A 20,311-nucleotide genomic window follows, 5' to 3' on the forward strand; every position below is an offset into this window, starting at 1 on the left:
GGCGGGTGAACGGCCGGTGCGGGCGGCCGGGTTCACCAGCGCAGCAGGCAGAGCCCGGCTGCCATGCCCGCGCCGAAGCCGGCCAGCAGGAGCAGTTCGCCGTCGTGCAGCAGACCCGCGCGGGACGCCTCGTCCAGGGCCACGGCCACCGAGGCGGCGCCCATGTTGCCGTAGGTGACGAGCGGGGTGTGGGTGCGGGCTCCGGTGAGGCCGCAGCGTTCGACGAGTTCGCCGAGGAGCACGCCGTTGGCCTGGTGGGGCACGAAGTGCGCGATCTCCTCGCGTGTGGTGCCGGTGCGGGCGAGCAGGGGGTCGATCATCGGGGGGACGTTGTGCATGACGAAGTCGGCGACGCCGCGGCCGATCATCCGCAGGTAGTGGCCGCCGTTCGCGACGGTGTCGGCGGAGGCGGGGACGCGGCTTCCGCCGCCCTCGATCCAGATGAGTTCGTGGGCGTCGCCGCGTCCGGCGAGTTCGACGTCCAGGATGCCGCGCTGCTCCGGTACGGCGCCGACGACCGCGGCGCCGGCCGCGTCGCCGAGGAGCACGGCGGTGCCCCGGTCGCCGTAGTCGAGGAACCGCGAGTAGAGGTCGGCGCCGATGACCAGGGCGAGTGAGCCGGGACGCTGGGCGACGAGGGCGCGGGCCACGTCGAGGGCGTAGACGAAGCCCGCGCAGGCGATGTTGATGTCGAAGGCGGCGGCGCGGTGGGCGCCGAGCGCGTTCTGCACCAGGGACGAGGTGGGCGGCAGGGGGGCGTCGCCGGTGGAGGTGGCGACGATGAGGTGGTCGATGCGGTCCGCCGTGACGCCCGCGTCGTCGAGGGCGGCGGTGGCGGCGTGCCGGGCGAGGTCGGAAGTGGCCTCGTCGGGGGCGGCGTAGCGGCGACCGGTGATGAGGGTGCGGCGGCCGATCCACTCGGCGGTGATGCCGGGGACGCGGCGGGCGATCTCCTCGTTGGTGATCTCCTCCTTGGGGAGGTAGGAGCCGGTGCCGAGGACGCCGATGGAGGTGGTCATCGGGTCACCGCCAGGGCGCCGGGCACGTCGGCGGCGAAGGGGCGCAGCGGGTTGAGGCGGTCCTCGCCGATGCGGGCCCGGAGTTCGGGGTCGGTGACGCCGAGGCCGGGTTCGGGGGCGAGGCACAGGACGCCGACCTTGCCGATGTGGTCGTTGCGCTGCACGAGCCGGGTGGCCTCGCCGACCTCGCTCAGGGGGAACAGCGAGGACATCACCGGCATGATGCGGCCCTGGCCGAACAGCCGTGCGCACTCCCACTGTTCGTGGAGGTTGGCGACGTGGCTGCCGATGACCCGCTTGAGTTTCATCCACAGGTAGCGGTTGTCGTAGCGGTGCCGGTAGCCGGTGCTGGAGCCGCAGGTGACGACGGTGCCGCCGCGTCGTACGACGAACAGGGACATCCCGAACGTGGCCTGGCCGACGTGTTCGAAGACGATGTGGGGGTCCTCGCCGGTCTCGCGGCGGATGACCGCGCCGAGTCGTTTGCCGTCGGCGATGGCCTGCTCGAAGTCGTCGCCCTCGGACTCGCCGATGCCGATCTCCGAGCGGTCGATGACGATGTCGCAGCCGAGGGCCCGCAGCGCCTCGGCCTTGCGCGGTGAGCCGACGACGCCGACGGGTATGCCGCCGCCGTTCTTGACGAACTGCACGGCGTACGCGCCGACTCCACCGGTCGCCCCCCAGATCAGCACCACGTCGCCCTGTTTCATGCGGGCGCCGCGGTCCGAGACCAGCATCCGGTAGGAGGTGCCGGCGCAGGCGGGCACACAGGCGGCCTCCTCCCAGGTGAGGTGGGCGGGTTTGGGGATGAGCTGCCCGGCGCGGGCCAGGCAGTAGTGGGCGAGGCCGCCGAAGTTGGTCTCGTAGCCCCAGGCGAGCTGGTGTTCGCCGAGCATGCCGTCGGCCTGGGTGACGGCCTCCTGCTCGTCGACGCAGGCCGCGTTGACCAGGACGTGGTCGCCGACGCGCCAGCGCCGGACGGCCGAGCCGACCCGGACGATCACACCGGCCGCGTCCGAACCGAGGACGTGGTACGGCTGGTCGTGGCGGGCGGCCCAGCCGCCCTGCCGTCCGTAGCCGGCGAGGAACCGGAAGGTCGGCAGGGGCTCGAAGGTGGCGGACCAGACGGTGTTGTAGTTGATCGAGCTGGCCATGACGGCGACGAGGACCTCGTCGGGGGCGGGCTCCGGCAGCGGCACGGGGCCGACGCGGAGGGTCTTGCGCACGTCCTTGTCGGCGACACCCCGGAACACGTCCACGTCCTCGATGCGGAGGTGGGCCGCGGTGAACTCCTCCGGCAGAGCCGCACGCTCCACCTCCTCGGGACTCGCTCCCGCGAGCACCGCGTCAGTCACAGAACCCATGTCGGCCCTTCCTCGTACGGCTACCGGTGTCGTCGACGCTAGGTGAGGCTCCGCCCCCTAACGCCACCCCTCAGATCCCGCGGGGCCCCCTGTCCGGGGTGCGGGGGCCGCGCTCATTCCGCGATGGCGGTCCGGGTGATCCAGCGGAAGACGGCGACCTCCTCACCGTCGATGGTGGTGAATTCACCTTTGTGGACGAAGTGCTCGTATCCGGCACCCAGGCGGTGCTTGACCTTCTCCGTGAGGGAGGTGGCGAACTGCACCCTCTCCTCATCCGGGAAATACGCCGGGCCGTCGGACAGAAATACCTTGAAATTAACCATGCCGAAAACCTCCTCAGCCAGGGATTCGCAGTGGACTTCTGCCTCGGTGAGAATCTCGCAGCGCCCTCGCGCACGGACAACCCCTAGGCACCCCCGTAAAGGCGGTGTCAGGCCGTCTCGGGCAGCCCCAGCTCGATATGGAGCGGCAGTTCCTGGCGCGAGGTGATGTCGAGCTTCTTGTAGACACGTGTGAGGTGCTGCTCGACGGTGCTGACCGTGATGAAGAGCTCGCTGGATATCTCGCGGTTCGTCATGCCGCGGGAGGCGAGGACCGCCACACGTCGCTCCGAGTCGCTGAGTTTCGCGACGGGGTCCGGGGCCCGGCGGGGGCCGCGGGCGACCCGTACGGCGGGACGTCCGTCGACGAGCCCGAGGAAGGCGATCCGCTCGCGCAGCGGGCCGGCCCCGCACTCCTCGGCCAGTTGCTGGGCCTTGCGCAGGGTGAGGTCGGCGCGGGCCGGCTGGTCGAGGCCCCGGTAGGCCTCCGCGAGGTCGACCAGGACGCGGGCGAGTTCCCAGGAGTTGCCGGAGGCCTGGAGATGCTCGGCGGCGCGGGTGAGCAGTCCTGGCCGTTCGGACGGCGGGGCGAACTGGGCCCGTACGCGCAGCCACGATCCGGCGACCAGGGGGGACTCACCGCCGGAGTGGTTCTCGTGGTCCTCCAGCAACTGCTGGGCCTCCTGGGGGTTGTCGAGGGCGAGCCAGGCCTCCGCCGCGTCGATCCGCCAGGTCGGCTGGGTCCTCCGGAGCGCGTCGCAGCGTTCGGTGTGGCGGCCGACGGCCAGGAAGTCCGAGAGGGCGAGATGGGGGCGGCCGACGGCCAGCAGGAACTGGCCGCGTGCGCGGAGGTAGTCCAGTCCGTGCAGGCTGCGGAAGAACCCGTCGGGCACGGGGCGGTCCAGCAGGCGGACGGCCTCCTCGTACTGGCCGGACGCGGTGCAGACGGCGATCAGGGCGGTGATGACCTGGCCGCACAGCCAGTGGCTGGGTGCGTCCCCGCCCAGGTCGACGATCTCCCGGGCGTACGTCTCCGCCTCGGTCAGGCGGCCGCGGGCGAGGGCGGTCTCCGCGCGCAGCGCCGTGAACAGCTGGCGCCAGCCCTCGACGCCGCGTGCGGCCGCCTCGCTCTGGAAGTGTTCGCACCAGGCGTCGGCGAGGTCGGGGCGGCCGGCGGCCATGAGGTGGCGCAGTTCGGGGACGATCAGGGCGAGGGTGGTGTCGCCGAGCGTCCAGGCGGCGAGGTGTTCCTCGATCTCGTGGACGGCGGGGGGCCGGACGTGGTGGCCGTTGGCGCAGACACCGAAGTTGACCCCGTCGGCGCTGACCCGTCCGTCGAAGTCGTGCTCCTCGCCGCAGGCGGTCCGTTCGGAGGACATCGCCAGCGACCAGGCGTCGGGGATGCCGGGGGTGAGGCAGAAGAACCAGGGCCAGCCCTCGTTGAAGTGGTCGGGGCGCGCGTTCGCCTCCCCGGTGTCCACCTGCGCGGCCACCGCGCGGAGCATGGCTCCGCCTTCTTCCAGCCGCCCGCATCCGATCATCAGCAGGGCGGCGAGCACGGTCCGTGCCGGGCAGGCGTCCGCCCCGTGGTGGCACTCGGGCCACTCGATCCTGCCCAGGTACTGGTGCTCGACCCGCCACGGGTCGGTGCGCAGCAGCACAACGTAACGTTTCAGCGCGAGGCGGGCCCGCTCCCAGCAGTCGGTCGCGGCGTCATGGGCGAGGTCGACGCACGCCACGGCGAAGTCGGCGTCGTCCCTGGCCAGCGCCTCGTCGGCGGCGCGTTGGAGGACGGCCGTCTGCCAGGGCTCGCGGGCGGTGCCGATCTTCAGCAGATAGCGGGCCGTCGCCAGGGCTCCCGCGCCGCACCGGCGCACCTGTTCGGCGGCGCGCAGCAGGACCTCGGAGCGGTGGTCGGGGTCGGCGTGCTCCAGGATCTCGTCCTCGATCACCGGGTGCCGCAGCCGGCAGCCGTCGGCCACCCCGGCCTCGCGCAGCAGGTGCAGGCCGCGCGCGATCTCCGCCCCGTCCAGGCGCAGGACGGCGGCGAGCCCGACCGGGTCGGAGAACTCGCGCAGCGCGGCCAGCCCCAGGGCCACGGAGGCGGCCAGCGGGCCGCTGAGGCAGACGCAGTCCCGGGCGACCCGCGAGTACAGGCCGCGAGGGCTGGGCCAGGGCGCCCCCGCTTCGGCGCGCGACCGCATGTCCAGTTCCTCGGCCAGGGCGCGGACGAGCAGAGGGCTGCCACCGCTGAGGGCGTGCACGGCCTCCCGGTCGCTGTCGTCCAGGGGGCCGCCGTGCAGGGTCGCGCAGAGTTCGGCGGCCTGGTCGCGGTCGAGGGGACCGAGCCGGAGGCGGTGCAGGTTGGGCTGGCGGAGCAGTTCGCAGTGCACGTCGCCCTGGCAGCCGCCGTACGGCAGCAGGGGGACGACCACCATGACGGAGCTCTTGCGCAGCCGGCGCCGGAGGGCCGCCAGCAGGCGGCGCCAGACCGAGTCCTCGCGCTCCTGCGGCTGGTCGAGGCAGATGACCACGGGAGCCCGCTCCGCGAGCTCCCCCAGGCGATCGCTTAAGTCGGACGGCCGGGTGGATTCCGGTGCCCCGGGCGCGACGGTGCGATCCGGTCCGGTGGAGAGCAGGCCGTCGAGGTCGCGCTCGGACAGGACGGTGGCACCGTTGTCCACGGCATGGAGGGCGAAGCCTTCCATGAGGTCGGTCTTCCCGGAGCCGACTCCGCCCTCCAGGACGACGGTCAGGGCTGTACCGCGCTCGCATTCGGCGAGGAGGGCCTTCATGAGTTGCAGTTTGTCGTCTCGGCCAGAAAACAACATGTACCTAACCCCAATCACACCCCACCGTGTTCTGCGATTCGCATGGGGATCGACCCAGAAATCGCAGAGCGCGCCGGACGGTCTATAGAACTGTCCGATGGGTTCGGAGCCCCCGTGGAAACCACATCGGTTTTGATGAGCCGGAACCGTGGTTGACCGCCCCGGCCGAGCAGTCCGGTTGCCGACTCGCCACCAACATAGCCAAGGGTCAGCGGCCACGGAAGCCAGCATTCCGGAAACAGACCGGATGCGCAGTGTAAAGATTCTCAGAGTTCGATCAAAACCATGACTATGCAAGAGTTTCCGTTTCGGGTTCCCGGCCCGTGGAAAGAGTTCTGGCCATTTTCACCAGGGCCGCCGCGTCCATCCCGCGGATGTCGTCCCCCCGGTCGGGTCGTTCGACGCCGGCGGTGGCGGACGGGGCGGACCGCCCTGTCGCGAGGGCGAGCAGCGGGTCGAGCAGTCCGCTGCTGCGCAGACGTGCCAAGGGCACCGACATGAGGAGGCTGCGGATCTCCGCCTCCTTCTCGTCGCCGTCCGCCCCGGTGACCGCTCGGCCTCCGCCGGGGGCGAGGAGGTCCGACACGTGCGCGGCGAGGGATTCCAGCCGGGGGTGGTCGAAAACCAGCGTGGCCGGAAGTCGTAGCCCGGTCGCGGCATTGACGCGATTGCGCAGTTCGACGGCCGTGAGGGAGTCGAATCCCATGTCGCGGAAGGACCGTTCGGTGTCCACGAGCCCCGCGGTGGCATGGCCGAGCACGGCGGCGACCTCCGCGCGCACCACGGCGAGCAGGGCGGCGCGGCGGCGTTCCTCCGGCATCGCGGCGAGCCGGGCGCGCAGCGCCTCGCCCGGTGCGCGGGTCTCCGCGGCGGCCCGGCGTCGGGCGGGGGCCGCGGACGGGCCGAGGAGGCCCCGCAGGAACGGGGGCAGCGGGTCACGCGCGTGCCGGGCGCGCAGGGCGGCGGTGTCCGGCGGCGCGGCCACGACGGCGGGGCCGGGGACCGGGCCCCGCAGGATCTCGTCGAACAGGGCCAGCGCCTCGTCGGTGGGCAGGGCGCGGAAGCCGCCGGTCCGCAGCCGCCGGTGGTCGGTGGCGTCGAGGTGGGCGGTGAGGCCGCTGGCTTGTTCCCACAGTCCCCAGCCGATGGACACGGCGGGCGGGCCCTCGGCCCGCCACCGGTGCGCCAGGGCGTCGAGGAAGGCGTTGGCGGCCGCGTAGTTGGCCTGGCCCGGTGAGCCGAAGGTGGCGGCGGCGGAGGAGAACAGCACCACCCGCCGTACCTCCGGGTGGAGTCCGGTGAGCCGGTGCAGGTTCCGGGCGCCGTGCGTCTTGGGCCGCAGGACGCGCCTGATCCGCTCCTCGGTGAGGGAGGCGAGGGCGCCGTCGTCGGTGGTGCCCGCGCAGTGCACGATGCCGGCCAGCCGGTCGCCCCGCCGCCGGAGGTGGTCGTGGAGGAGCGTGGCGGCGCCCGCGTCACCGATGTCGCCGGCCACCACCTCGACGTCGGCGCCCGCCGCGGCGAGTTCGGCGCTCAGCGTCCGCGCCGTGTCCGGTTCGGGTCCCGAGCGCGACAGCAGGAGCAGCCGCCGGGCCCCGTGGTGGGTGACGAGGCGCCGGGCGACCAGGGCGCCCAGGGTGCCGGTGCCGCCGGTGACGAGGACGGTCTCGTCGGCCGTGAACCCGGCGCCCGGCAGGGTCAGTACGGCCTTGCCGACGAGGTCCGCCCGGGCCAGCGCGCGGAACGCGTCCGGGGCCCGGTGGATGTCCCAGCGGGTCACGGGTGGCGGGGTGAGCGTGCCGTCCGCGAAGAGGGCTCCCAGTTCCCGCAGGATCTCCTGGATCCGTTCCGGTCCGGCCTCGGCGAGGTCGAAGGGCCGGTACGTGACCGCGGGACGGTCGGCGGCGATCCGCCCGGGGTCGCGCAGGTCGGTCTTGCCCATCTCGACGAACCGCCCGCCGTGCGGCAGCAGTTCCAGGGAGGCGTCGGTGAACTCGCCGGCCAGGCAGTTGAGGACGACGTCCATGCCGTGGCCGTCGGTGGCGGCGAGGAAGGCGTCGCGGAAGTCGAGGGTGCGGGAGTCCGCGATGTGCGCGTCGTCGAGGCCGGCCGCGCGCAGCGCGTCCCACTTGGGGCGGGACGCCGTCGCGTACACCTCGGCACCCAGGTGGCGGGCGAGCTGCACGGCGGCGGAGCCGACACCGCCGGCGCCGGCGTGGATCAGGACCCGGCTGCCCGCACGCAGCCCGCCGAGGTCGACCAGGCCGTGGTACGCGGTCAGGAACGCGACGGTGGCCGAGGCGCCCTCGGCGTCCGTCCAGCCGTCGGGGACCGGCGCGAGCAGCCGGGCGTCGGCGACGGAGAGGGGCGCGAACGGGGTGTCGAGGGTGCCCATCACACGGTCGCCGGGGGCGTGGCCGGTGACGCCGGGGCCGACCTCGGTCACCACCCCGCACCCCTCGCTGCCGAGGGGCGCCGGGTCCGGATACATGCCGAGGGCGATGAGGGTGTCGCGGAAGTTCAGTCCGGCCGCGCGGACGGCCACCCGGACCTGTCCCTCCGCGAGTTCCCCGGCGCCTTCCGCGGTGGGCACGAGGGCGAGGTTGCCGAACGACCCCGGCTCGGTGACGTCGAGCCGCCACTGGGTGTGCCCGGCGGGCGGGCGCAGCAGGCCGGGTTCGCCGCCGGCCCGCACCAGCCGCCTGCCGTGCACCGAGCCGCCCCGCACGGCGACCTCGGGTTCGGCGGCGGCGAGCGCGGCGTCGAGCAGCTCCGGGGTCGGCGGTTCGTCCCCGGCGACGTCCACGAGGACGACGCGGCCCGGCTCCTCCGCCTGCACGGACCTGAGCAGCCCGACGAGGGCCGCGTGGGCGGTGCCCGTGGCGGTGGGGGGCGTTCCGGCGACGGGGGCCGCGTCCCGGGTGACGACCACGAGCGGCAGGTCGGCCGTCCTGGTGCCGCCCAGCCACTGCCGCAGCAGGGCGAGGCCCCATGTCGTGGCGCGTTCGGCGGCGTCCGCCGGCTCCTCCTCGTCGGCGGTGACGGGGCAGGGGGCCACCACGGCCGAGGGCGCCGGTTCGCCCGCCGCGAGCGCGGCGTCGAGGTCCGCCACCGTGCCGTAGGTGCGTGTGTCCTCCGCCCGGTCGCCGTCGAGCCACAGGTACGTCCCGGCGGTGGCGGCGCGCACGGGCAGTTCGGGCCACTCGACCCGCAGCAGCCCGTCCGGCCCACCGGGCGCCGCAGCAGACAGCCGCTCGGGGGCGACCGGCCGGAAGGCCAGCTCGTCCACCGCGAGCACGGGGGCACCGAGGGCGTCCACGGCGTGCAGGGACAGCCCGTCGGCCCCGGCCGGGGCCAGCCGTACCCGCAGTGAGGTGGCGCCGGTCGCGTACATCGTGACGCCGGACCAGGAGAACGGCAGCCGCGCACCGCTGTCCAGCGTGCCCGGCAGCAGACTGGCGCCGTGCAGCGCCGCGTCCAGCAGCGCGGGATGTGCCAGGAACGCGTCGCCGCCGGTTCCCGCCGCGTCGGTCTCCACCTCCACCTCGGCGAACACCTCGTCGCCGCGCAGCCAGGCGGCCCGCAGCCCCCGGAAGGCCGGACCGTAGCCGAACCCGGCGGTCGCCATCTTCTCGTACAGACCATCCAGTTCGACCGGTTCGGCGCCGGTGGGCGGCCAGGCGCCCAGATCGAACTCCGGTTGCTCGGCCCCGCTCAGTACGGCACTGCCGTGCCGGGTCCATTCCTGTCCCGTCGACTCCGCGCGGGAGTAGAACCGCACGGCCCGTCGCCCGTCCTCCTCCGGCCCGTCCACGACGATCTGCAGCCGCACCGGCTCCGACGCGGACAGCAGCAGTGGCGCCTCCAGGACGAGTTCGTCGACCCGTGGCGCCTGGGTCCGCTCACCCGCCCACAGGGCCAGCTCCAGGAAGGCGGCACCCGGCAGCAGTAGCGTGCCGTGCACCGCGTGATCCGCCGTCCAGGGCTGCTCCTGCGGCGACAGCCGCCCCGTGAACACCGTGCGGTCGCCGTCGGCCGGCTCGACGACGGCACCCAGCAGGGGGTGTTCGGCCGCACCGAGCCCGGCGAGCGTGGCGTCCCCGAACCGTGCGGCGGGCAACTCCGTCCAGTAGCGCAGATGTTGGAAGGCGTAGGTGGGCAGGTCGACGGTCCGGGCCCCGGTCCCGGCGAAGCACTCCCGCCAGTCCACGGGGGCCCCGTGCACGTAGGCCTCCGCAAGCGACAGCAGCAGCCTCTCCAGGCCCCCGTCGTCCCGCCGCAACGTACCGGTGACGGCCACCGCGCGTTCGGCCGCCTCCGCCGTCTCCTGCACGGCACCGACGAGGACGGGGTGCGGGCTGACCTCGACGAAGACACCGTGCCCGGCGCCGACGAGCCCCGACACCGTCGCCTCCAACCGCACCGTGGACCGCAGATTGCGGTACCAGTACTCCGCGTCCAACCCCGACGTGTCGAAACGGTCCGCGGTCACCGTCGAGAAGAACGGCACACGCGACACGGACGGCACCACATCAGCAAGAACAGACACGAGTTCGTCGTGGATCTCCTCCACGTGCGCCGAGTGCGAGGCATAGTCCACCTCGACCCGCCGGGCCCGCGCGCCGCGCGCCTCCGCCTCGGCAACCACCTCGTCCAGACCCTCCGGCGTACCCGCCACGACCACCGAGGAAGGACCGTTGACCGCGGCCACCTCCACCCGGCCGTCCGTCACCGGCGTGAAAGTGCGTACGTCCTCGACCGGCAACTGCACGGAAGCCATGCCGCCCCTGCCCGACAACGCCAGGATCGCCCTCGACCGCAGCGCCACCACACGCGCCCCGTCCTCCAACGACAGACCACCAGCCACCACCGCCGCGGCGATCTCACCCTGCGAATGCCCGACGACCGCCGAAGGCTCCACCCCGAACGACCGCCACACCCCCGCCAGCGACACCATCACCGCCCACAACACCGGCTGCACCACATCGACCCGGTCCAACGCGACCTCGTCATCGAGGACTTCACGCAACGACCAGCCGACATACGGCGCCAACGCCCGCTCGCACTCCCCCATCCACTCCGCGAACACCGGCGAAGCCTCCAGCAACTCCACCGCCATCCCCACCCACTGCGACCCCTGACCAGGAAACACGAACACCGGACCGGGACCGCCACTCACCCGGCCGCGTGTCAGTCCGGCGTCCGGTCGTCCCTCGGCCAGGGCCGCGACGCCTCGCAGCAGGTCCTCGCGCCTCCTGCCGACGATCACGGCGCGGTGCTCCAGGGCGGCGCGGGTGACCGCCGACGACAGGCCGATGTCCTGGTGACGCGTGTCGGGGTGGTCGGTGAGATGGGCGTGGAGTTTCGCGGCCTGGGCCTGGAGGGCCGACGCGCCGCGGGCGGACAGGAGCCAGGGCAGGGGCCGTGGGGAGGTGTCCTCCTCCGGGGGGCCGGCCGGGGACGCGTCGCCCTGTTCGAGGACGACGTGGGCGTTGGTGCCGCTGATCCCGAACGAGGAGACCCCGGCCCGGCGCGGCCGACCCGTCTCCGGCCAGGGCCGGGTCTCCGTCAGGAGTTCCACGGCGCCCGACGACCAGTCCACGTGTCGCGTCGGCCGTTCGACGTGCAGGGTCTTCGGCAGGACGCCGTGCCGCAGGGCCATCACCGTCTTGATCACGCCGCCGACGCCGGCCGCCGCGACGGTGTGCCCGATGTTGGACTTCACGGAGCCGAGCCACAGCGGCCGGCCCTCGGGCCGGCCCTGCCCGTAGGTGGCGAGCAGGGCCTGTGCCTCGATGGGGTCGCCGAGGCGGGTGCCGGTGCCGTGGGCCTCCACCGCGTCCACGTCGGCCGGCGACAGGCCGGCGTTCGACAGGGCGTCACGGATGACGCGCTGCTGGGAGGGGCCGTTGGGTGCCGTGAGGCCGTTGGAGGCGCCGTCCTGGTTGACCGCCGAGCCGCGGATCACCGCGAGCACGGGGTGGCCCTTGCGGCGGGCGTCCGACAGCCGTTCCACCATCAGCACGCCGACGCCCTCGCCCCAGCCGGTGCCGTCTGCCGTGTCCGCGAAGGCCTTGCAGCGTCCGTCCGAGGCGAGGCCGCCCTGCCGGGCGAACTCGGGGAAGATGCCGGGTGTGGCCATCACCGTCGCACCGCCCGCGAGCGCCAGGTCGCACTCGCCCGTGCGCAGTGCCTGAACGGCGAGGTGCAGGGTGACGAGCGAGGAGGAGCAGGCGGTGTCCACGGTCAGCGCGGGGCCCTCCAGACCGAGGGTGTACGCGACGCGGCCCGACATGACGCTGCTGGTGACGCCGGTCAGGGAGGCTGACTCGGCGGAGTCGCGGCGGATCGCCAGCAGGCCGGCGAAGTCCTCGGACCCGCCGCCGAAGAAGACTCCGGTGCGGCTGCCCCGCAGGGAGGTGGGGTCGATGCCCGCGCGTTCGACCGCCTCCCAGGACACCTCCAGGAGCAGCCGCTGCTGCGGGTCCATCGTCTGGGCCTCGCGGGGCGAGATCCCGAAGAACTCCGCGTCGAAGCCGGCGGGATCGTCGAGGAGGCCGCCCTCCAGGGTGGTCGAGGAGGAGTCGCCGTCGGCCGTCGCGTACAGGTCGTCGAGCGGCCAGCCCCGGTCGCGGGGGAAGGGGCCGATCGCGTCGACGCCGTCGGCCGCCATGCGCCACAGGTCCTCCGGGGAGCGGACCCCGCCGGGGAACCGGCAGGCCATGCCGGTGACGGCGATCGGCTCCCGCACCCGGTCCTCCGTCCGCTTCAGCCGCTCGCGCAGGTCGCGGGCGTCGGCGATGGCCCGCTTCAGGTACTCGCGCAGCTTGCTCTCGGTGGCGGTGCCGGGTTCGTCGGCTGTGCTGGGCATACGTGCGTCACTTTCCTCGAGGTGGGGGGTGTGCTGCCGGCGGGGCACGTGGGTGGGGGTGGCGTGCCGGAGCAGGTGGTGCGCCGCCGGACGGGGCGGCGGCCGGGGGGCCCCGGCCGGTTCAGTGCAGCCGGACGCCGTCGTCGACCATGGCGAAGAGGTCGTCGTCGGAGGCCGCGTCGAGGTCGTGGTGCGGATCGTGCTCCGGGTCGTGGCCGTCGGCGGTGGCGTCCGGTCGGCGCCAGGTCTCCAGCAGGTGCCGCAGCCGCTCGTCGAGGCGCCTGCGGTCCGGGTCGTCGGGGGCGACGTCGCCGAGGTGCCTCAGGAGGCCGTCGAGGAGGGTCAGGGCCTCCTGTGCCGGTGACGCCTGCGGCGGGGCGAGTTCGGCGCGCAGCAGTTCCGCCAGCGCCTGGGGGGTGGGGTGGTCGAAGACGAGGGTCGCGGGCAGCCGCAGCCCGGTGGCGGCGGCGAGGCTGTTGCGCAGCTCGACGGCGGTCAGGGAGTCGAAGCCGAGTTCGCGGAAGGTGCGCTGGGAGCCGAGTGACCCCGGTGAGCCGTGTCCGAGGACGGTGGCGGTGTGGGTGTGGACGAGGTCGAGCAGCAGGTGGTCGCGCTCGGTGTCGGACAGGGCGGCCAGCCGCTCGGCGAGGGCGGGTTCGCCCGCCGCGGCGCGGGCCGCGCGGCGCAGGGCGGAGGTCTGGACGAGGGCCCGGAACACGGCGGGCAGGGTGCCCGCCTCGGCCTGGCCGCGCAGGGCGGCGGTGTCCAGTGCCAGCGGTGCCACGGCGGGAGCGTCCACGCCGAGGGCGGCGTCGAACAGGGCGAGGCCCTGGTCGGCGCCCAGGGCACGGAGCCCGGAGCGGGCCATGCGTCGCTGGTCGGTGTCGCCGAGTGAGGCGGTCATGCCGTCGCCGGCCTGCTCCCAGGCACCCCAGAGCAGGGAGACGGCGGGGAGTCCGCGGGCCCTGCGCTGTGCAGCGAGGGCGTCGAGGCAGGTGTTGGCGGCGGCGTAGTTGGCCTGGCCGGGGTTGCCGGTGAAGCCGGACGCGGAGGAGAACAGGGCGAACACCGCCGGGTCGTGGCCGAGTTCGCGGGTGACGGCGTCGAGGTGGGCGGCGGCGTCGGCCTTGGGGAGCAGGACGCGGTGGAGTTGCTCGTCGGTGAGTCCCGCGGCGACGCCGTCGTCGAGGACGCCCGCGGTGTGGACGATCGCCGTGGTGGGGCGGTCGGCGGGCAGGGCGGCCAGGGCGGAGCGCAGGGCGTCGCGGTCGGCGACGTCGCAGGCGAGGGTGGTGACGTCGGTGGCTCCCGCCGCCCGCAGGTCGGCCTCCAGTTCCGCGGCGCCGGGGGCGGCGGGGCCGCGGCGGCCGAGCAGCAGCAGGTGCCGGGCGCCGTGGCGGGTGACGAGGTGCCGGGCGACGAGGCCGCCGAGGTGGCCGCCCGCGCCGGTGACGACGAAGGTGCCTGTGGGGTCGGGGGCGCGGGGGACGGTGAGGACCGCCTTGCCGACGAGTTTCGCCTGGCTCAGTGCCCGGAACGCGTCGCGGGCCCGGCGGATGTCCCACACGGTCAGCGGAGGCGGGGTGAGCGCGCCCTGCGCGAACAGGTCGAGAACCGCATGGAGCATCTCGCGCATCCGGTCGGGCGCCGCCTCCTGGAGGTCGTACGCCTGGTAGGCGACGCCGGGATGGGCGGCGGCCACAGCCCGCGGGTCACGGATGTCGGTCTTGCCCATCTCCAGGAAACGGCCGCCGCGCGGCAGGAGCCGCAGGCCCGCGTCGACGAACTCCCCGGCGAGGCAGTCGAGGACGACGTCCATGCCCTGTCCGCCGGTGGTCCGGTGGAAGTGGTCGGCGAAGCCGAGGCTGCGCGAGTCGGCGGTGTGGTCGTCGTCGAGTCCGGCGGCGCGCAGCACGTGCCGCTTCCCGGCGCTGGAGGTGGCGTACACGTCGGCGCCGAGGTGGCGGGCGAGCTGCACGGCGGCGGTGCCGACGCCTCCGGCGCCCGCGTGGACGAGGACCTTCTGGCCGGGCCGGACACCGGCGAGGTCGACGAGGCCGTAGTACGCGGTGAGGTAGGCGATGGGGACGGCGGCGGCCTGTTCGAAGGTCCAGCCGTCGGGCATGGGCGCCAGCCAGCGGTGGTCGGTGACGGCGACCGGGCCGAAGGTGGCGGGGCCGAGGCCGAGTACGCGGTCACCGGGGCGGACGCCGGTGACGTCGGGGCCGACGGCGGTGACGACACCGGCGAGTTCACCGCCGAGTCCGCGCAGGCCGGGGACCAGGCCGAGGGCGACGACGACGTCGCGGAAGTTCACCCCGCACGCGCGGACCTCCACCCGGACCTGGCCGGGGGCGAGCTGTTCCCCGAGGCCATCCGGGGCCGGTACGAGGGCCAGGTCGTCGATGGTGGCGCCGTCGCCCGCGCGGTCGAGGACCCAGGGTCCCGGTCCGGGCGGGGGCCGCAGCGCGGGGTCGCGGGTGAGGGGGACCAGGCGGGGCGCGTGGAGGGTGCCGGCGCGGAGGGCGAGGCGGGGCTCCGGGTGGGCCGTGGCGCGGGCGAGGACGGAGGCGGACGCGTCGTCGCCGTCCCAGTCGACGACGGTGATCCGGTCGGGGTTCTCGTGCGCGGCGGAGCTCAGCAGCCCCCACACGGCCGCCGCGACGGGATCGGGGACGGGGTCGTCGTCGCCGACGCGCGCGGCGCCCCGCAGCAGCACGGTGAGCCGGGCCCCGCTGTCGTCGGCGGACCAGCGGCGCACGGTGTCGAGCGCCCGCCGGGTCGCGGTGTGCACTGCCGTCACGGCGTCCGGGTCGCCCGGCTCGGTGCCGGGCGGGAGCGCCGCGTCGAGGACGACGACGACCTGGTCGGCGTCCCGTGCGGCGGACGCCGTGTCCGGGTGCTGGGCCGCGCCGGGGAGCCGGGGCAGTCCGCCGGGATCGCCGACGAGTGCCCAGCGGTCGGCCGGGGCGGCGGGTTCCGCGGGGACGGGGACCTCTTCCCAGCCGGGCAGGAGGAGGTCGCGGTCCGGCGCTGCGGCCGGCGTGGGAGCGGTCGGTCCGGGGGCGGCGCGGACGGTGAGCGAGCGGATGTCCGCCACGGGACCGCCCGTGGGGTCCGCGAGGGTCAGGGCGAAGCAGTCGGGGCCGGTGGGGGTGATCCGGACGCGCAGCGCGGTCGCCCCGGTGGCGTGCAGGGTCACTCCGTCCCACACGAACGGCAGCCTGCCCTCGCCGGTTGTCTCGGCGGCGGGGCCGCCGGCGAACACGGCGGCGTGGAGGGCGGCGTCGGCGAGCGCCGGGTGGAGGGCGAAGGCGTCGGCGTCCGTGACGGACGCGGGCAGCGCGACCTCCGCGTACACGTCGTCGCCGTGGCGCCAGGCCCGCCGTACGCCCTGGAAGGTGGGCCCGTAGGCGAAACCGGCGGCGGCGAAGCCGGGGTAGAGGGAGTCCGTGTCGAGGGGGGCGGCTCCGGTGGGAGGCCAGGAAGTGCTGGTTCCCGGGCCGGTGTCGGGCTGTGCGGCGCCGGTGTCGAGGACGCCGTCGGCGTGGGTGGTCCAGTCGTCGCCGTCGGCAGCCTCGGGGCGGGAGGCCACGCGGAACGCCGAGCGCCCGTCGGTGTCGGGCTCGCCGACGACGACCTGGATGTGGACGCCGCCGGTGGCGGGCAGCACGAGCGGGGCCTGGAGGACGAGTTCGCCGACGCGGAGCGCCGTGCGGGCGGGGGTGTGGTGCCGGGAGGCGGCGTGCAGGGCGAGTTCGAGGAGCGCGGTTCCGGGGACGAGGACGGTGCCGCCCACCGCGTGGTCGGCCAGCCAGGGGTGGGTGTCCAGGCCGAGGCGGCCGGTGAGCAGCAGGGTGCCGGTGCCGGCGACGGTGACGGCGGCGCCCAGCAGGGGGTGTCCGGCGGCGGGCAGTCCGGCCGCGCCGGTGGCGGCCGAGGCCCCGGGCCGGGGCCGCAGCCAGTAGTGCCGGTGCTGGAAGGCGTAGGTCGGCAGGGACACCGGTCGGGCGCCCCGGCCCGCGAAGAAGGCGGCCCAGTCGACCGGGACGCCGCGGGTGTGCAGGTGGGCGAGCGCGGTGACGAGCGCCCGCGCCTCGGGCTGGTCGCGGCGTTGGGCCGCCACGGGCCGGGCGGTGTCGTCGTCGCCGTCGGTCATCGCGGTCAGCGCGGCGTCCGGGCCGAGTTCGAGGGACGTGGTGACGCCCGCCTCGCGCAGGGCGCGGGTGACGTCGTGGAAGCGGACGGTGTCGCGGACCTGTCGGGCCCAGTAGTCCGGCGACCGCCACTCCTCGTCGGTCTGCGGGGCACCGGTGACGCTGGAGACGACGGGGATCGCCGGGGGCCGGAAGTCCAGGGTCCGGACGATGTCGCGGAAGGCGTCGAGCATGGGGTCCATCAGCGGCGAGTGGAAGGCGTGGGAGACGCGCAGCGGCCGGGTGCGGCGGCCGAGTCCGGTGAAGTGTTCCGCGATCGAGGCGACCGCCTCCGCCGTGCCGGACGCCACCACGGACCGTTCACCGTTGACGGCCGCGAGGGCGACGGTGTCCTCCTGGCCCGCGAGCAGCGGCGCGACCTCGTCCTCGGTGGCCTCGACGGCGACCATGGCACCACCGGCCGGCAGGGCCTGCATGAGCCGGCCGCGTGCGGCCACCAGGGCGCAGGCGTCGGGCAGCGTGAGCATGCCGGAGACGTGGGCGGCGGTGAGTTCGCCGATGGAGTGTCCGGCGAGGTGGCGGGGGGTGACTCCCCAGCTCTCCACGAGCCGGAAGAGCGCGACCTCCATCGCGAAGATCGCGGGCTGGGTGTACTGGGTGTCGTCGAGGAGCGCGGACGCGTCGGTGCCGGCTTCGGCGAACATCAGGTCCCGCAGGGGCCGTTCGAGGTGCCGGTCGAGTTCGGCGCAGACGGCGTCGAGGGCGCGCGCGAACACCGGGAAGGCGGCGTGCAGTTCACGGCCCATGCCGGGGCGCTGGGCGCCCTGTCCGGTGAACAGGAAGGCGCAGACCTGCTCGTCGGCAAGGCCCGTCACCAGTCCGGGTGCCGGTTCCCCGGCGGCCAGGGCCGTCAGGACGCGGGCGAGGTCGTCGCGGTCCTGCACGACGGCGACGGCCCGGTGCTCGAGGGCGGCGCGGGTCGTGGCGGTGGCGTGAGCGGCGTCGAGCAGCCGCGGTGCGGTGGCGCCGCCCATGTGCGCGTGCAACCTGGCGGCCTGGGCCCGCAGGGCGTCGGTGTCGCGGGCGGACACGAGGACGGGTACGACGGGCAGCGGCACCACGGGGCCGGCCGCGTTGTCCGGTCCCTGGCCGGCGGGTCGCGAACGAGCGGGGTCCGGCTCGGCCGGGCGCGCATCGGCCGGCTGCGCGCCCGCCGCCCGCGTGCCCGCCGGTTGCGCGCCCACCGGTTCGGCGTCGGCCGGTTCGGCGTCGGCCGGTTCGGCGTCCGCCGGGGCCTGTTCGAGGATCACGTGGGCGTTGGTGCCGCTCACGCCGAAGGAGGAGACGGCGGCCCGGCGCGGGCGGCCGAGGGCGGGCCAGTCGCGTGCCTCGGTGAGCAGTTCGACGGCACCGGCCGTCCAGTCGACCTGCGGTGACGGGCGGTCGACGTGGAGCGTGCGGGGCAGCCTGCCGTGGCGCATGGCCATGACCATCTTGATGACCCCGGCGGCGCCGGCGGCGGCCTGGGTGTGCGCCAGGTTCGACTTCACCGACCCCAGCCACAGCGGGTGCCCGTCGGGCCGCTCCGCGCCGTAGGTCGCCAGGAGCGCCTGCGCCTCCACGGGGTCGCCGAGGCGGGTGCCGGTGCCGTGCCCCTCGACGACGTCGACGTCCGCGGCGGTCAGCCGGGCGTTCGCCAGGGCCTGACGGATGACACGCTGCTGGGAGGGGCCGTTGGGGGCGGTCAGGCCGTTGGACGCGCCGTCCTGGTTGACGGCGGTGCCGCGGACCACGGCGAGGATCCGGTGACCGTGGCGGCGGGCGTCCGTGAGCCGCTCCACGACGAGGACGGCGGCGCCCTCGCCCCACGCGGTGCCGTCGGCGGCGTCCGCGTAGGACCGGCAGCGGCCGAAGGGCGCCACATTGCCCTGCCGGCTGCTCTCGACGAACGTGGCCGGGCTGGACATGACGGTGGCACCGCCGGCCAGCGCCAGGTCGCACTCCCCCGCCCGCAGCGCCTGGGCGGCGAGGTGCAGGGTGACCAGGGAGGACGAGCAGGCCGTGTCCACGGTGAGCGCCGGGCCCTCCAGGCCGAGGGTGTAGGCGACCCGGCCGGAGAGCACACTGCCGGACATTCCGGTACTCATCAGGCCCTGCACCTCGTCGGGCAGGGTGGACAGTTCGCCGCCGTAGTCGTGGTACATGAGGCCCGCGTAGACACCGGTGCGGCTGCCTGCGAGCGAGGACGGCACGATCCGGGCGTGCTCCAGCGCCTCCCAGACGACCTCCAGCAGCAGTCGCTGCTGCGGATCCATCGCCAGGGCCTCGCGGGGAGAGATCCCGAAGAAGCCGGCGTCGAACTCGCCCGCGTCGTGGAGGAAGGCGCCCTCCCGGGCACGGCTGGTGCCGATCCCCTCGTCGTCGGCGAACAGGGCGTCGAAGTCCCAGCCGCGGTTGTCGGGCATGGGTCCCACCGCGTCACGGCCCTCGTCCACCAGTCGCCACAGCTCGTCGGGGCCGTGGACACCGCCGGGGAACCGGCAGCCGATGCCGACGATCGCCAGGGGCTCGCTGTCGGCGTCCTCCAGCTGTTTCAGCCGTCTGTGCGCCTTGCGGAGATCGCCCGTCATCGTGCGGATGTATGCGACGAGTCGAGCTTCGTCCGTCACTGGAACCCCCTGGGGTCGGAGCCGTGCGGATGTTCACCAGGGAGCGGGCAGCGGTCGCCGCAGGACGGCGGGCCGAGCGGTCCTGGAAAATTGCAGGATTCAAGTAGACGAGATCACGGGCGGGTACCGACACCCCTGACCTCGTCCCCGGAGGTTAGGGGTGGGGTCAGGGGGCCGACGCCGGCCGGGCGGTGGCCGGCGGCTGTTAGCGTCCGAGGACCGCCAGCCCCCAGCATCCGGAGCCGACAGGTGACCGTGCAGACCGAGGACAGGGATCTGTGGATCCGCCGCTTCCACCCCGCCGCCGACTGCGACGTGCGGCTGCTGTGCCTGCCGCACGCCGGGGGCTCGGCGAGCTTCTACTTCCCGGTGTCCCAGGCACTGTCCCCACGGGTCGAGGTGCTCGCGGTGCAGTACCCGGGCCGGCAGGACCGGCGCCTGGAACCCTGCGTCGAGACCATCCCCGAACTCGCCGACCGGCTAATGCCGTTGGTCCTCGCGGAGGCGGACCGCCCCCTGGCCCTGTTCGGGCACAGCATGGGCGCGTCCCTCGCGTTCGAACTGGCGGGACTGCTGGAGGCACGCGCCGGGGTGGTGCCGGTGATGCTGTTCGCCTCCGGCCGGCGTGCCCCCTCCCGGTTCCGGGCGGAGGACGACGTGCACCGGCAGGGCGACGAGGCGCTCCTCGCCGAGATCAAACGGCTCGCCGGCACCGACAGCCGCATCCTCGGCGACGACGAGGTGCTGCGCATGGTGCTGCCCGCGATCCGCAGCGACTACCGCGCGGCCGAGCTGTACCGCCCCGAGCGGGTGCACCGGCTGACCTGCCCGGTGACGGCCCTGGTCGGCGCCACCGACCCCAAGGCCCCCCTGGACGACGTACGGGCCTGGCAGGACCACACGACCGGCCCCTTCACGATGCGGACCTACTCCGGCGGCCACTTCTACCTCGTCGACCAGGCCCCCGACGTCCTGCGCCTGATCACCGAGACCCTGACCAGGACCGACCCGCCGTCCCCGAGCGCCTCCTGAGCCCTGACACCTCCGCAGCGGACAGCCGGCTCCCGCAGGCTCCCAGAT

Annotated in this window: 7 protein-coding genes; 1 reads left to right on the forward strand and 6 read right to left on the reverse strand. The window is 74.5% G+C overall.

What is annotated here, in order from left to right; all coding sequences use genetic code 11:
- Positions 1-32: 32 nt before the first annotated feature.
- The 6 genes from GSY65_RS02660 to GSY65_RS02685 form a co-directional block, all read right to left on the reverse strand.
- Positions 33-1,019 (reverse strand): 3-oxoacyl-ACP synthase III family protein, encoded by a 987-nt coding sequence (locus GSY65_RS02660; protein ID WP_159765750.1) that lies wholly within the window; start codon positions 1,017-1,019, stop codon positions 33-35.
- Complete coding sequence (gene ccrA, locus GSY65_RS02665; RefSeq protein ID WP_159765751.1) at positions 1,016-2,383, reverse strand: crotonyl-CoA carboxylase/reductase; 1,368 nt, start codon at positions 2,381-2,383, stop codon at positions 1,016-1,018. Before ccrA ends, GSY65_RS02660 begins: the two co-directional genes overlap by 4 nt.
- Before the next feature lie 113 nt (positions 2,384-2,496).
- Complete coding sequence (locus tag GSY65_RS02670) at positions 2,497-2,706, reverse strand: DUF5988 family protein (protein ID WP_159765752.1); 210 nt, start codon at positions 2,704-2,706, stop codon at positions 2,497-2,499.
- A gap of 107 nt (positions 2,707-2,813) precedes the next feature.
- The gene (locus tag GSY65_RS02675; RefSeq protein WP_236579677.1) at positions 2,814-5,498 is read right to left on the reverse strand and encodes a LuxR family transcriptional regulator; all 2,685 of its coding nucleotides are present in this window, start codon (positions 5,496-5,498) and stop codon (positions 2,814-2,816) included.
- 325 nt (positions 5,499-5,823) lie between these two features.
- Positions 5,824-12,405: a type I polyketide synthase gene (locus tag GSY65_RS02680; protein WP_159765754.1), complete on the reverse strand. Its 6,582-nt coding sequence runs from the start codon at positions 12,403-12,405 to the stop codon at positions 5,824-5,826.
- A 121-nt stretch (positions 12,406-12,526) separates the two neighbouring features.
- Positions 12,527-19,231: a type I polyketide synthase gene (locus GSY65_RS02685; RefSeq protein WP_159765755.1), complete on the reverse strand. Its 6,705-nt coding sequence runs from the start codon at positions 19,229-19,231 to the stop codon at positions 12,527-12,529.
- Positions 19,232-19,480: 249 nt separating this feature from the next.
- Here GSY65_RS02685 and GSY65_RS02690 point away from each other — a divergent pair, with 249 nt between their 5' ends.
- Positions 19,481-20,263 carry a thioesterase II family protein gene (locus GSY65_RS02690; protein WP_159765756.1) on the forward strand — a complete coding sequence of 261 codons (783 nt, stop codon included), beginning with the start codon at positions 19,481-19,483 and terminating at the stop codon, positions 20,261-20,263.
- Positions 20,264-20,311 lie beyond the last annotated feature (48 nt).

Origin of the sequence: Streptomyces sp. HM190 (assembly GCF_009857135.1) — a bacterium.
GTDB lineage: Bacteria > Actinomycetota > Actinomycetes > Streptomycetales > Streptomycetaceae > Streptomyces > Streptomyces heilongjiangensis.